The organism is Chryseobacterium geocarposphaerae, assembly GCF_002797535.1.
GTDB lineage: Bacteria > Bacteroidota > Bacteroidia > Flavobacteriales > Weeksellaceae > Chryseobacterium > Chryseobacterium geocarposphaerae.
Map to the genome: position 1 here is coordinate 574,657 of NZ_PGFD01000002.1, position 14,016 is coordinate 588,672.

Below are 14,016 nucleotides of genomic sequence, written 5' to 3' on the forward strand. Positions count from 1 at the left end.
AATGTAAGATTTTAAAATTCTTGAAAAGCTGCAAGCCGAAAAAAGTTTTCAGAAAAGTTTCCCGCAAACCCGACATTTACTAATCAACAATTTTTTTTCTTTTAAAAAAAAGAATACGCTATTGTTGTTGAGTGATGTGAGTTTAGGGGATAACTTTTTGGCTAAAACTTGATAACATGAAGTTTTTATTCAATTCACATTTTATTTACATTATAATTTCCTGTAAATGTGATTTTTCACTTCGTTACTAACAAATATTAATAACTTTTCCCCAATCCTCTTTATTAATAACCGATTTATGGAAAAACTAAAGATTAGTTAGAAAAAAGTTTTTGAAAATTTAGAGTTAAAATTTTTGAAGCAAATTTCATTACAAATTTTAAAGAACAAAAAAAATATTATTTTTAACAAAGTTATCCACACTTATTCACAATACTTTTAACAGTTAATAAGAATTTAACTAACAAATCGTGAATAAGTTTTGAATTTGATAAATAAAAAATATAAATATGGTGAAAATCAATGTATTGGTTCTTTTTTTAACTGTTTTCATGTGTTTTGGACAGGAAAATTATACTGTAACGACCTCGAAAATAAAAGAGGCAAAAATCTATTACAGTGGCGGAATTGTAAAGCAATCTTTTTCCGCTGATGTATTTCCGGGTAAGAATTATATCATAATTAAAGAGTTTGGAAGAAACTCAGGAATAGACATTTCTTCTTTTAAACCAGATAAGAAAATTACACTGATCCGATATGAATCTTATAATGATAATGCTTATCAATATTCAGATAAAATTGGAAAAAGCAATGATACAGATGCTGTAAATGACAGTATCGAATTTTACAGAAAATCCTATAAAAAGATTGAACAGGACTTGTCTTTAATCAGAAATTCAATAGGAATTGTTCAGAAAAATCAAGGTTTGCAAAGTCCTAATTCTGCTGATATATTAAAAATGATAGAATTTAATCAGAAAACACTTAAAGAATTTTATACTGAAGAAACTTCTTTAAATGCCAAACTTAATGCGACTCAAAGTAAAATCTCTGCTTTAGAAAACAGAAGAAACATTTCTTCGAAAAATTCAGGGCTTTCTAATATTCTTGTTTTGCAGGTGACAAGTGATAAAAAACAACATGTAAATTTTGAAGTAAATCAGAATATTCAGGGTGCAAGTTGGCATCCTTATTATGTAATTAAATCAAACGGAATCCAGTCGCCGTTAAAAATTTTGTACAAAGCGAAAATACAGCAGAATACTGGTCTTGAGCTTAAAAATATACCTATAAAACTGATAAACGGAAGCTTTAGCTCGGAAGATAAACCTTATGAGCTTGATCGTTGGTTTTTAAGAACAGAAAGAGATTATTATATTTCTAATCAGGCATTTCAAAGAGAAAAAAGTTCCGATAATGAAAGAGCAAACTCAATACAGGAAGTTGCTGTTATCGGTAATTCAAGAATTTCTCAGAAAACTATGAAAACTGAAATTAATTTAAATAAAGATACCGTCATTCCTACAGATGTTGAAGTTTCTGAAGATATAAATGAATTTAATGTAACGACAGGCTATAAATATTTTGCGACTCCGAAGCTGGAAAACAAAACATTTCTTTTGGCATATATTAAAGATTATTCAAAATATAATTTTCTTCCGGGAAACGCGGATATTTTTATGGACGACATGTTAATTGGTTCAGTAAATATTGATACCAGTCAGCTTACTAATGAAATGTTGATCAGCCTTGGAAGTGATTCTAATATCCTTACAAAAAGAGAATTGATTAATAAACAAACTAAAGATTTAGGTGAAAAAGAAAAAATTGAAAGCTATTCTTATGAAATTACGGTTAAAAATAATAAAGATACTACCATTAGCCTTGAATTGAAAGATCAGATTCCCCTTTCCACAGCTGAAAATATAAAAATAGAATTAATAAATACTGATAATGCGGCGTACGATAAAAGCTCAGGATTTATTATTTGGAATTTTAACATAAAACCTAATGAAACTAAGAAGATTAAATTCGGATTTAACGTAACTTTGCCAAAAGATTTAATTACGGTAGATATAAAATAAAAGTAAAAATGAAAAGAAAAATTGCTATTGCAGCAGATCATGCAGGTTTTGAATACAAGCAGATCCTTATCAAGCATCTGGAAGAAAACTTTGAAGTTCAGGATTTCGGGACTTTTTCTACAGACAGTGTTGACTACCCAGATTTTGTACATCCTGCTGCCACTTCAGTGGAAAACGGAGAAAATGAACTTGGAATCTTACTTTGTGGAAGTGGAAATGGAGTTCAAATCACTGCTAACAAACATCAGAAAATCCGTTGTGCACTTTGCTGGATGCCGGAAATTGCAGAGTTGGCGAGACAGCATAATGATGCTAATATGATTTCTATCCCAGCAAGATTCATTTCAAAAGAACTAGCGATTGAAATTGCAAATAGATTTCTTTCTACAGATTTTGAAGGGGGAAGACATCAGACCAGAGTTGATAAAATTGCAGTTTGCTAAAACAATAAAGGCTTGTAAATCATATTACAAGCCTTATTTATTTTTTATTTTATATCTTTGCAATGCCCAATAGAATTTACCAGTCTATTATTTCCTACAGAATCCTTTTTAAGTATTAAAGAATATTTAATAGAAGGTTTTCTCCCCTCTTCTCCAATATTTGTAGTAATTTTATACAAATCAAACTTCCATTATAAATGATTGGAAGGAAAATTGATGATGTAGAATTACAGAATAAATTTAAAAATGAATACCAGAATTATCAGAATTGTAATGATAATTTCAAAATAGTTTTAAATGAAAATTAGGACTATCATGAATTAATAAGAAAATTAATATGCCAAAAAAAAGAAAATATATAAGTCAGAAAAATGATCATAAACTACAGGAGATCGGAAGATTAATCCTGCGTTTTATGAATGAAAATTCCACAAAAATCTATAATTACAAGCAGATTGCCGATGGAATAGATTATAAAAACCCAAGACAGAGAGAGCTTGTCATTCAGGCTTTACACAAACTTCAGGCTTCCGAAAGAATCAAAGAAACCGAAAAGGGAAAATATATCGTCAACCTCAATATAAAAGGAACATTAACCGGAATTATCGATTTCAATCAATCCGGAAATGCATATGTAAATGTTGAAGGTTTAGATGACGATATCTTTATCCATTCAAAAAATGTGAAAGATGCGTTGCAGGGTGATAAAGTTTTAATTGTTACTTACACTTATAAAGGTAAAAAGCTTGAAGGCTCTGTACTGGAAGTATTGGAAAGAACAAGAACTGAATTTGTAGGAACTTTACAAGTGGTTCCTCATAAGGATTTTGGGTTTGTGGTTTGTGATAAAAAAACTATTAATACAGATATTTTTATACCGAAAGGAAAATTCGGAGTTGCTGAAGACGGCGATAAAGTGATTGTAAAAATGACAGAATGGAAACCGGGAGATAAAAATCCGGAAGGTGAAATCATTCAGGTTTTGGGAGCTCCCGGAGAGCATGAAACCGAAATTCACTCTATTCTTGCAGAATATGGTTTACCTTATGAATTTCCTGAAGAAGTAGAAAGAGATGCGGATAAAATTGACAGAAGCATCAGCGATGAAGAAGTTGCCAAACGCTGGGATATGCGAGGAATTACAACTTTCACGATTGACCCGAAAGATGCAAAAGATTTTGATGATGCTTTGTCAATCAGAAAATTAGAAAACGGAAATTGGGAAATTGGAGTGCATATTGCAGATGTTTCTCATTACGTTGTTCCGGGAACTATTCTAGATGATGAAGCGTATCAGAGAGCAACTTCGGTGTATTTGGTAGACAGAGTTGTACCGATGCTTCCGGAAGTGTTGAGTAATGATGTTTGCTCGCTTCGTCCACATGAAGATAAATTTACCTTTTCTGCTGTTTTTGAGTTGAATGACAATGCTGAAATTAAAAAGCAGTGGTTTGGAAGAACGGTGATTCATTCCGACAGAAGATTTACATATGAAGAAGCGCAGGAAAGAATTGAAACAAAACAGGGAGATCTGCAGGAAGAAATCAATGTTCTGGATAGGTTGGCAAAAATCATGCGTGCAGAGCGTATCAGAAAAGGAGCAATTACTTTTGACCGAAGTGAAGTCCGATTTAATCTGGATGAAAACAACGAACCGATTGGTGTTTATTTTAAGATAAGTAAAGATTCAAATCACCTGATTGAAGAATTCATGTTGCTGGCTAATAAAAAAGTATCTGAGTTTATTTCTTTAAACAAAAAAGGAGATGTTACTCAGAATACATTTATTTATAGGGTTCACGATGATCCGGATCCGGCAAAACTAGAATCATTAAGAGATTTTGTTTCCACTTTCGGCTATAAAATGAACTTAGCAAATACTAAAAAAGTTGCTGAATCTCTGAATAAATTGTTACATGATGTGAAAGGAAAAGGGGAAGAAAATATGATCGAAACACTGGCGATGCGAAGTATGAGTAAGGCGGTGTACTCTACAGAACCGATTGGCCACTACGGTCTTGGTTTTGAATATTATACCCACTTCACCTCTCCTATCCGTCGTTATCCGGATTTGATTGCCCATAGATTGTTGCAGCATTATCTTGATGGCGGGAAATCTCCAAACAAAGCTGATCTGGAAGAAAAAGCAAAACACTGCAGTTCCATGGAAAGACTGGCAGCAGATGCAGAAAGAGATTCCATCAAGTTTATGCAAGTAAAATTCATGGAAAAACATTTGGGAGAAACTTTCAATGGTGTGATTTCCGGGGTTGCAGAATTTGGTTTCTGGGTAGAGATTCCTGAAAACGGTGCAGAAGGTTTGATCAAATTGAGAGATTTGGTGGATGATTCTTATATGTTTGATGCGAAAACCCATGCTGTTTATGGAATGAGACACGGAAAAAAATACCAGCTGGGAGATCAGGTTCAGATTAAAGTGGTAAAAGCTAATTTGATTCAAAAGCAGTTAGACTTTAAGATAGTTGAATAACATTCAAGTATCTTAAATTATATATCAAAAAAGAAAGATCACAATTTGTGGTCTTTTTGATTTCGTATCTTGTGGAAGTAGTACTGAAGCAGCTTTTTTTGATAAACCTAAAAAGAATGTATTTTTAAAAATGGAAGTTAAAAATGGTCCCATAATTTCTGATTTTGCAGATGGGATTAAAATTAGGGGTTATGACAAAGAGGAATTATTATTACTAAGAGGAAGAAAACTTGTAATCAAAGAATACAAAGAAGTAGGAGGTAAACATTATTTTGAATTAATAGAAAAATAAATATATGGAATCAGATTTTGATAAATTTATAGAAGACATAGAGAATTCTCGACAAAAATTTTGGAACGAAAAATATCCCAAAATGAGTTTGGAAGAAAAGAAAAGATATTGGTTGGCAAGTACTCATAAAGGAATGCGAACACAAGGCGAAGCATTTGGGGATGAGTATTCAGAATTTTCTAAAGAATGGTATGAATTTGCCAAAGAGCACGAGCCTAATTTTGATGAAATATTTGATTATGTAACTCAAAACCTAGGTTTTAAGTTTGATTGGGAAGAATATAACAAACGAATTAAGAAGTAAATTTATATCCTCGTTCTTTAAGTTCGAGGATTTTTCTATATTATTTAGAATGTAAATATTCAAAACGTATTTTCGATATAGAGTAGTACTAAAATTATTGGACTTCAAGATAGTTGAATAATTAAATCATAAAGTTTAAATTTGTATAAAATGAAATGGAAATTTAGTTTTCATTTTAAAAAAATACTGAATGTTTGAACTTATATTATCTGCTGTTGTATTAGGATTCATGTTGAGTCTGGTTTTTATAGGACCTATTTTTTTCCTACTCATAGAAACCAGCTTTTCCAGAGGTCCTAAACATGCTTTAGCACTGGATTTAGGAGTAATCTCTGCAGACTTATTATGTATTTTAGCAGCCTATTATGCGAGCGCAGATATTGTAACCCTGATCGACAAACATCCCGGTTTTTACAGAATTACATCCATTCTTATCTTTGTATACGGAATTGTAATGATGGTTACAAAAACCAAAATGCATATTCCCGGTGAAGAAAAAATCATTAATCAGAATTATTTCAAGACGTTTATTAATGGTTTTTTCTTTAATCTTTTAAATGTAGGAGTTATCCTTTTCTGGCTGGTAACAGTGATTTCGGTAAGAAATCAATATCCGGATACCGGCAATTTTATTTTATACATCGGGATTGTGATCGGCACTTACCTGTTCATAGATCTTATCAAAATATTTTTAGCCAAACAGTTTCACGATAAATTAACCCAGAAACTGGCGAATAAAATCAGAAGAATTGTAGGCGGAATCCTTATTATATTCAGTTTCTTTATTTTTTTACAAAGCTTTAAAAAATTCAATCAGTTCGATAAGCGACTGGAAGAGGCAGAGAAAACTGAAGTAAAATATCAAAAATCCAAATGACAAAAGTGATCTTTCCAAAGTCCCTTAAAAAAGGCGATAGAATAGCTGTAATTTCTCCTGCAGGAGCGGTAGAAGCTCCACAATTGGAGAAAGGAATTGAAATGATTAAAAGTAAAGGGTATGAACCTGTTTTAGGTGAACATCTTTACACCAAATTTTCAAATGGGTACAATTACGCCGGAACGGAACAGGAAAGAATAAAAGATATCAACTGGGCTTTAAATGATAATGAAATAGCGGCAATCTGGGCCTCAAGAGGAGGATATGGTTGTCAGCATCTGATTCAGGGTTTAGATCTTAAAAATTTTACAAAAAATCCGAAATGGTATATTGGTTATTCTGACAACACAGTAATCCAAAGTTATTTGTTAAAGAAAGGTTTTGCTTCTATTCATGGACAAACCATTAAAACGTCAAGCTTTGGAGTAACTGAAGAAAGCTATGATCTGATTTTTGATATTCTAAAAGGAAAGACTCCAAAATATAGCTTAAAAACACATCAATTTAATAAACAAGGAGATATTGAGGGAGAATTGGTTGGGGGTAATTTGGCCCTGATTTATGCGCTTTTGGGAACCAAATATTCTTTTGATTTTAAATATAAAATTCTTTTCATTGAAGATATCGGAGAAAACTTTTATGCGCTCGACAGAATGATCATGAGTCTGGAATTGGCCGGAGTTTTTAATAAGATTTCAGGACTGATTGTTGGGGGAATGACCAATATGGGCGATGAAAAAGAAAACAAACAATATGAAGAAAGTTTTGATGAATTTGCCTATCAGTTGATTTCAGACAGAATTTCAAAATATAGTTTCCCAGTTGTTTTTGGTTTTCCGAATGGGCATATTAAAGACAATCGTCCGTTGATTATTGGGAGCACTATTAAAATGAAAGTTGCTGATAAAGTCAAGATTGAATTTTAATTTCTCTTACTCTCAAATAGAATATGGCAACTCACAACGATTTCGGAAAAAAAGCAGAAGATCTGGCTGTTGAATATCTACAGAAAAACGGCTATAAAATCTTAGTGAGAAATTTCAGGTTTCAGAAAGCGGAAATTGACATTATTGCTGAAAAAGATAATGTAATTATTGTCGCAGAAGTAAAAGCGCGTTCTACGGATGCTTTTATGCTGCCTCAGGAAGCGGTTACTAAAACCAAAATAAAGTTGATTGTTTCCGCAGCCAATCATTATTTAGAAGAATTTAATAGAGATCAGGAAGTGAGATTTGATATTATTTCTGTTCTTCCCGACGAAAAAAGAAATTTAAATATAGAGCATATCGAAAATGCTTTTGAAGCATTCGATGCCAACTAAAAGGATTAAGCATTTTTTATACATTTTACAAAAAAATGAAAACAATATTAGTAACCGGAGCAACTTCCGGAATAGGAAAATCTACAGCAGAGTTATTGGCTAAACAGGGAAACCGAATTATCATTTGTGGAAGAAGATCTGAGGTTTTAGAATCAGTAAAAGCAGAATTATCTGATTTCACCGAAATATTTAGTTTAAAATTTGATGTAAGGAATTTAGAAGAAGTCGAAACAGCAATCAGCTCGCTTCCTGCAGAATGGAAAAACATTGATGTTCTGATTAACAATGCGGGAAATGCTCACGGTTTAGATCCTCTTTCGGCTGGAAAAACTGATGACTGGGATTCTATGATCGACGGAAATGTGAAAGGTCTTTTATATGTTTCCAAAATGATTATTCCGGGAATGAAGGAAAGAAATTCGGGGCATATTGTAAATATAAGCTCTGTAGCTGCCAGACAAACGTATGCTAACGGAGTGGTATATTGTGCAACCAAAAAAGCGGTCGATGTAATTTCTGAAGGAATGAGAATAGAATTAACGGAATTCGGAATTAAAGTGACCAATATTCAGCCGGGAGCTGTAGAAACTGATTTTTCCATGGTAAGATTTAAAGGAGACACTGAAAAAGCGGCAACAGTTTATGCAGGATATGAACCTTTGAAAGCTGAAGATATAGCCGATTCTATTGCGTACTGTGTAAATGCTCCGAAGCATGTGTGTATTTCAGATATGACGATCTATCCGACCGCTCAGGCAGAACCAAGAACGATTTACAGAAAGTAGTCTCAAAATATTGGCTTAAATTTGCAGAAATGTTTAGTGTATAAATCACTGAACAATTAAATTACTATACTGAACAAATGAAAATTTTATATCTAGAAACTTCTTCGAAAAACTGCTCGGTAGCAATCTCAGATGACGAAAAGCTTCTGTGTCTTACGGAGGAAGTTTCCGATAATTATAAACAGTCTGAAAGTCTCCATACTTTTGTGGAATGGGCTTTGGAAGGAGCCGGAATTTCTATGAAAGACATCGAAGCTGTTTCTCTAGGAAAAGGTCCAGGTTCCTATACCGGGCTGAGAATTGGCGCTTCCTCAGCAAAAGGTTTTTGTTATGGACTAAAGGTTCCGTTGGTTGCTGTGAATTCTTTAGAAAGTATGATAGAGCCCTTTTTAGACAAAAACTATGATTTTATTATCCCTTTGATCGATGCCAGAAGAATGGAGGTTTATACGGCCGTTTATGACGGAAAAACAGGAGAAAATATTTCTGAGACGGAAGCCAAAATTTTAGATGAGCAATCTTTTGAAGAATTTAAAGACAAAAAAATAGTATTTGTAGGAGACGGAGCTAAAAAGGCAAAGGAAATTTTACAGCTTTCTAATGCCGATTATAAGGAAGACGTCTACCCTTCTGCTCAATATTTAATAAAAAAGAGCCTCGAGAAAATCAATAAAAAAGAATTTGAAGATATAGCTTACTTTGAACCTTTTTATCTTAAAGATTTTCATGGGGTGAAGAAAAAGAAAAGCGAAGATTAATTTCTTCGCTTTTTTATTTTATTGTGGTTTTGCAGGTACCGGGCTTGTATTGGGAGCCTGCATTCCCGGACGATTATTTGGTTTTTTTGTAGGTTTACTTCCTTCATTCAATGTTCCTATCTGTTGAGGAGCATTGTTAGGTTGCTGAGGAGGAACGTTATTATTTATTTTATTTTGTGGAACCGCATTACCCTTGTTATCCGTAGGCTGAAACTTGATATCACTTTTTAAGTAATTAAGCATTTCCTTTGCTTTAATTCCTTCAGGGGTTTTGGTATAGTTTAAGGCAATTTGCTCCAGTTGAAGAATCATCACCTCTTTTCCATTTGCTTTTCCTGAATTAAAAGCATTCAAAAGATACAGTTTAGGGATCAATGCATCTTTAGGATATTGCTGTATGGCTTGATCTAAAATAGCCTTACTTTCTGCAAATTTTTCGGCTTCATACAGCGCAAATGCTTCTTTATACTTGTTTTCTACATCTTCAGATGATTTTACGAAGGTATTGCTCTTAGGGTTTCTGACAAATTCTGCATAAGAAGTATAAGGATAATCTGTTAAAAGGATTTGTTTTGCTCTTTCGGCTGCCTGCGGATTTTTTTCATAATTCATGGCAAAAATTTCATACAAGGCTTGGAGCATTACTTTTTCTTCAGGTTTCACCTCTACCAGATCATATAATGTTTTTGTAGCTAAAGGAGTATTGGTAAAATAGTTCTGGTACATAATCCCCAATCCCAAGGAAGCAGTATCTCTATCCTTTTTCAATTGACTTATATCACTTGGAATTTGCTCAATATAATAAGCCGTTTCAAAACGTCTCGGGTTAGGTACAGAAGTGGTTCCCAAAGCCTCATTTTTCATATCTTCAAGAGTTGCCATTTTCTTAGAATAACGCCAGTTATCAGAAAGAGCTCTGTCTCCCCAAGTCTGTCTAAACGCTGATGTTCCTTTGCTTACGGTACCAGTATTGGCAAAATAAAAACCTTTAGCGGCAACACCAAAATCCTCAAAAGAATTTGAACTGTTGGCAAAAATAGAAGTAGAGTTATAATCTCCGGTATCAAAGCCTTTATTTCTTTCAGCACGCCTTCTTTCCAGTTCTTCTTTTTCTTCTTTTGCTTTTATTTTAGCAATATATTTTGTGAAAAAATCGGTTTTCTGCTCAGGGCTCATTTTAGCTAAAGCAATGATACTGTCATTTTTCTTGATCAGATAGTAATTTTTAGAGATTTTTTTGATGTAAGACGACTGATCCTGTAAAAGAATTTTTGAAGGCTGGTAAGTCATTACAGCTAGTGCAGAATCATAATAAATCCCTGCTCCAATATAATCGTTTTTATCTAGGTATCCCTTTCCTATTTCGTAATAAGTCAATCCACGAAGCTGTTGATCTGAAACTTTTTCCTTTAAAGATTTTCTGAAAAACTGCTGAGCTTCATCTGTTTTTCCGGCTTTGTTAGCCATTAATCCTAAAGCATAATAAAACTCATTTTTTCTGGAAGCATACGTCCCTTTTTTACTGATGTCTTCAAGATATTTTCTGGCACCGCTGTAATCTCCTTTTCCATTGAAGGTTTTTGCTACTGCAATCTGAGATTTTACTTCAAATTCAAAGTCATTGGCATATTTATAAGCTGCCAGGAAGCTCTCTCTTGCTTTTTCATTTTGTCCCAGATTTTCTAACACCTGTCCTCTCAAATAAGCAATTCTACTTTTCAGTTTCCTGTTGGTATTTACTTCATAAGCAAGGTCTAATTCCTTTACTGCTTCTTCTTTCCTTCCTGCATCCAAAAGAGATTCAGAATGATAAATAGTCAATAATTTCTGATAATCTTTACTGATTTTCTCATCCTTAAGTCTGGCAAAGATCTCATGAGCTTTATTGTAGTTTTTCATCTGCGAATAAGCAACTCCTTGATAGATATAAGCTAAAGGAAGCCTTTTATCGCCTTTCATATTGGAAAAAACATAGTTCAGAGCATCAAGAGCTTCCAAAGACTTATTCTGGTAAATTCTGGATTGTGCAAGAATCATGTAAGCATCAAAAATGGTTTTATTTTTTTCTTCCCCATTTTTAATGACCGAATATTTATTGATAGCTTTTAAAGCTTTTGCTTCAGCAATTTCCAGTGCAGTTGCTCCTTTGGGAGGTGCTTGATTGGGATCTTGCGGGTTTCCAGGTATCCCGGCCATTCCGGGTATTCCCTGAGATTGATTAGGTGCTGTTCTGCTACCTTCTCCTCTCCCATTTATTCCTCCCATTTTCATGGAATTTTCCGCAAATGCGGCAGACTGACCAAGATCACTTCCTAAAGGCTGATCTTCATAGGTAAGAATAGGAATATAAGGAGCATAAAAATTATCTTTATGTGCTTTATCCCGGGTTTCAAACTCTGAATTTAATGCATCTTCAGCATTAAAAAGAGTATTGTAGTATGTGGAAAAACCTTTTAAAAATTTGGATCGTTGTTCCGGCTTCTTGACTTTCATTCCGCAAGAAATTACGATACAGGATGTTAAAAGGAATAAAATTTTCTTTTTCATTATTCAATATAACTCGCTAATCTGCATTTTATTATCAGCAGATTTGATGATTTTGTAAAAATAATAAAATTTTATATTGAAACTCTTTATATTTCTTTCAAAATTTTGTAAACCAAATGAGTAGGAAGTCCCATAATGGTATAAAAGCTGCCATGTATCTTTTTAATTTTTGCCATTCCAAGCCATTCCTGGATTCCATAGCTTCCTGCTTTATCGAAAGGATGGTAATTCTGAATATAATATTTTATCTCATCAGTTGTCAATTCATCAATTTCAACGTCTGCAACATCAGTTTCAGTGATTGTATTATTTAAAGTTTTAATCGTAATTCCGGTATAGACCTGATGTGTTTTCCCGGAAAGTAACTGCAGCATTTTTGTGGCATCCTCTTCATTTTGTGGTTTTCCAAGAAACTGATTATCAATAGCTACAACAGTATCTGCGGTCAATAAAATTTCGTTTTCTTCCAGCTTCCGGAATGCACTTGCCTTTAATTCAGACAGATAACCTGCTGCCTCTCCTACTTTAATATGCTCAGGAACAATTTCTTCACAGTCAATTTTTACCACTTCAAAGTCAAAGCCTAAGTTTGATAAAAGTTCTTTCCTTCTCGGAGATTGTGATGCTAATAATATCTTCATTCTCAGTAATTAAATAGATTGAGTATTATCGTCATGCCATTTCCCCTGAACTTTCATTACCTGCTCAATCACATCCCGTACTGCTCCACTTCCGCCTTTTATAGGAGAAATATAATCTGAAACAGCTTTCACTTCCGGAACAGCATTTTCAGGACAGGCTGCAATGGCAGAATTTTCCATGATATGAATATCGGGTAAATCATCACCCATCGTCAAAATTTCCTCGTTTTTAAGATGATATTTCTTTTTAAAATCTTCAAAATCCTCCAATTTGTTATGAGATTTCGGGTAATAATCTTCAATCCCAAGGTAGTTGATCCTGTGTTTTACCATTTCATCATTCCCTCCTGTGATTACTCCTATTAAATAATTGTTTTTTAGAGCTTTAACGACTGCATATCCATCTAATACATTCATTACCCTGCACATATTTCCTCCGGGCATCAGATACACACTTCCGTCTGTGAAAACGCCGTCTACATCGAAAACAAATGCCTTAATATTTTTTAGTTTTTCTTTATAACTCATTTTATTTTAAGTTGTTGAATCGTTAAGTTGTTGAGATGTTTGGTTGTAAAACGATTATCAACTTGGTATCTCAACAGTTTAACATTTCTATAAATTATACATTTTCTGAATGGAATGATTCATTGTTTTATAAATCTCCAGACTTTCATCCTTTAGTAACTGTTCATGCAGTTCCAGAATTCTTCTATCGTTTCTTACCGCTGGACCGGTTTGTGCAGATTGAGGATCAATTTCATGAATTTTCTGTACCGTTTCATCAATTAAGGGTAAAAAATAATCAAATGGAATTTCCTGGGAATCCGAAATTTCCTTGGCTCTTGAAAAAAGATGATTCACAAAATTGCAGGCAAAAACTGCTGTTAAATGAATATATTTTCTTTTTTCATGGGTGCTTTCCATTACTTTTTGGGAGATTTTAGAAGCCACTTCAAACAAAGTTTTTTTATCTTCTTCATTTTCAGCTTCTACAAAAAACGGAATATTGGAATAGTCCAGTTCTTTAGATTTTGAAAACGTTTGCAACGGATAAAGGCTTGATTTTCTGTACTCCCCTGCTAAAATTTCTTTTGGCAATGATCCTGAAGTATGGGTAACCAGGCAATCTTTTTTAATAATGATTTTAGAGACGGCTTCCACTGAATTATCACTTACACAAATGATATATAAGTCTGCATCTTCCAGAATTTCTGTTGAAAAAGGAACCTTTAATTCTTCAGAAATTTTTTTCAGTTCTGTTTCGTTCCTGCCAAAAATCTGAGCTAATGGAGTGTTATTCAATACAAAAGCTTTTGCCATATGATAGGCTACATTTCCGGAACCAATGATTACAATTTGCATAAAACAAAGATAAGGTTTTAGGTTTAGTTTTAGAAGATAAGGATGTTATAGAAAATTTATTTCCTTTATAAAGGTAATAAACATACCTCTCTGATATTATTTTTGATA

Annotated in this window: 14 protein-coding genes; 10 read left to right on the top strand and 4 right to left on the bottom strand. The window is 33.3% G+C overall.

Going from position 1 to position 14,016, the window contains the following annotated elements; all coding sequences use genetic code 11:
* The first annotated feature begins 509 nt into the window (after positions 1–509).
* The 10 genes from CLV73_RS14250 (at position 510) to tsaB (ending at position 9,355) form a co-directional block, all read left to right on the top strand.
* Complete coding sequence (locus CLV73_RS14250) at positions 510–2,084, top strand: DUF4139 domain-containing protein (RefSeq protein WP_100377542.1); 1,575 nt, start codon at positions 510–512, stop codon at positions 2,082–2,084.
* Between the two features lie 8 nt (positions 2,085–2,092).
* Positions 2,093–2,527, top strand: a complete 435-nt coding sequence (rpiB, locus tag CLV73_RS14255; protein WP_100377543.1) for a ribose 5-phosphate isomerase B — start codon at positions 2,093–2,095, stop codon at positions 2,525–2,527.
* Between the two features lie 337 nt (positions 2,528–2,864).
* Complete coding sequence (gene rnr, locus CLV73_RS14260; protein WP_100377544.1) at positions 2,865–5,018, top strand: ribonuclease R; 2,154 nt, start codon at positions 2,865–2,867, stop codon at positions 5,016–5,018.
* 130 nt (positions 5,019–5,148) lie between these two features.
* A complete protein-coding gene (locus CLV73_RS18945) occupies positions 5,149–5,310 on the top strand; it encodes a hypothetical protein (RefSeq protein ID WP_157798807.1) in 162 nt (53 codons plus the stop codon).
* Between the two features lie 4 nt (positions 5,311–5,314).
* Positions 5,315–5,614, top strand: coding sequence for a hypothetical protein (locus CLV73_RS14265; protein WP_100377545.1), 300 nt, complete (start codon positions 5,315–5,317; stop codon positions 5,612–5,614).
* A gap of 190 nt (positions 5,615–5,804) precedes the next feature.
* Entirely contained in the window at positions 5,805–6,491 is a 687-nt protein-coding gene (locus tag CLV73_RS14270; protein ID WP_100377546.1) for a LysE family translocator, read from the top strand.
* Entirely contained in the window at positions 6,488–7,417 is a 930-nt protein-coding gene (locus tag CLV73_RS14275) for a S66 peptidase family protein (protein ID WP_100377547.1), read from the top strand. Before CLV73_RS14270 ends, CLV73_RS14275 begins: the two co-directional genes overlap by 4 nt.
* A gap of 23 nt (positions 7,418–7,440) precedes the next feature.
* Positions 7,441–7,812 (top strand): YraN family protein, encoded by a 372-nt coding sequence (locus tag CLV73_RS14280; RefSeq protein WP_100377548.1) that lies wholly within the window; start codon positions 7,441–7,443, stop codon positions 7,810–7,812.
* A gap of 35 nt (positions 7,813–7,847) precedes the next feature.
* Complete coding sequence (locus CLV73_RS14285) at positions 7,848–8,597, top strand: SDR family NAD(P)-dependent oxidoreductase (RefSeq protein ID WP_100377549.1); 750 nt, start codon at positions 7,848–7,850, stop codon at positions 8,595–8,597.
* A gap of 77 nt (positions 8,598–8,674) precedes the next feature.
* Positions 8,675–9,355 carry a tRNA (adenosine(37)-N6)-threonylcarbamoyltransferase complex dimerization subunit type 1 TsaB gene (gene tsaB, locus CLV73_RS14290; RefSeq protein WP_100377550.1) on the top strand — a complete coding sequence of 227 codons (681 nt, stop codon included), beginning with the start codon at positions 8,675–8,677 and terminating at the stop codon, positions 9,353–9,355.
* Between the two features lie 18 nt (positions 9,356–9,373).
* Here the strand turns inward: tsaB and porW are convergent, their stop codons facing one another.
* The 4 genes from porW to CLV73_RS14310 form a co-directional block, all read right to left on the bottom strand.
* Complete coding sequence (gene porW / locus CLV73_RS14295; protein ID WP_228424380.1) at positions 9,374–11,902, bottom strand: type IX secretion system periplasmic lipoprotein PorW/SprE; 2,529 nt, start codon at positions 11,900–11,902, stop codon at positions 9,374–9,376.
* 86 nt (positions 11,903–11,988) lie between these two features.
* Positions 11,989–12,543 (bottom strand): Maf family protein, encoded by a 555-nt coding sequence (locus CLV73_RS14300; protein WP_100377551.1) that lies wholly within the window; start codon positions 12,541–12,543, stop codon positions 11,989–11,991.
* Between the two features lie 9 nt (positions 12,544–12,552).
* Positions 12,553–13,071 (bottom strand): KdsC family phosphatase, encoded by a 519-nt coding sequence (locus CLV73_RS14305; protein ID WP_100377552.1) that lies wholly within the window; start codon positions 13,069–13,071, stop codon positions 12,553–12,555.
* An 87-nt stretch (positions 13,072–13,158) separates the two neighbouring features.
* A complete protein-coding gene (locus CLV73_RS14310) occupies positions 13,159–13,908 on the bottom strand; it encodes a Rossmann-like and DUF2520 domain-containing protein (RefSeq protein ID WP_100377553.1) in 750 nt (249 codons plus the stop codon).
* Positions 13,909–14,016 lie beyond the last annotated feature (108 nt).